The organism is Massilia genomosp. 1 (genome assembly GCF_011682185.1).
In the GTDB taxonomy this organism is placed as follows: Bacteria; Pseudomonadota; Gammaproteobacteria; order Burkholderiales; family Burkholderiaceae_D; genus Telluria_A; species Telluria_A rubra.
Genome location: NZ_WHJF01000356.1, coordinates 1 through 612, shown reverse-complemented (window position 1 = coordinate 612; position 612 = coordinate 1). Strand labels below are relative to the sequence as shown.

Below are 612 nucleotides of genomic sequence, written 5' to 3'. Positions count from 1 at the left end.
TACAGCAGTTTGAATGGCTGTTGGAAGGCTTCGATTTATGGCGAAATGCTCCTCATAAAACCTTGCATTTCGGTTCCGTTTCATAGGGGGATTTGGTAAAATAGTGCATGCCAGAAGCCGTCGCAAAACCTTCCATTTTACCCCCGCGCTACCAGCTCCCGGAGCTGGTGTTGCCGCCCGTTTTGCCCACCGACGCAGCCTCCTTAACGGCCCTGCTGCACGCGGTCATCGCCTCGCACAATGATGTCAAGACGCAGGCGCTAAACCACATGCAGCACATGCTCGAACAGTTCATCCTGGCGCGCCACCGCATGTTTGGCGCCAGCTCGGAGCAGTCGGCGAACCAGGGGCGTTTGTTCGACGAGGCCGAGACGCTCGCCGCCGACAGCACCGAGATACAGGACGTTGCGCCGTTGCCACCCGAGTTGGAGCCGGGCAAGGGCAAACCCGCATCCAAGCCGGCGCGTGGCAAGCGCGCGCCGTTACCATCGGAGTTGCAGCGCGTCGACGTGGTCCACGACGTCCCCGCTGCTGAACGCACCTGTCCGTGTGGCACCCCGATGGTCGAGATCGGGCAGGACGTTAGCGAACAGCTCGACATCGTACCGATGC

At 60.8% G+C, this 612-nt stretch carries 1 protein-coding gene; it reads left to right on the top strand.

Annotation, left to right across the window (positions count from 1 at the left end; all coding sequences use genetic code 11):
• Positions 1-107 precede the first annotated feature (107 nt).
• The coding region (locus F1735_RS34055; RefSeq protein WP_187364435.1) for an IS66 family transposase at positions 108-612 on the top strand (505 nt) is incomplete at its 3' end.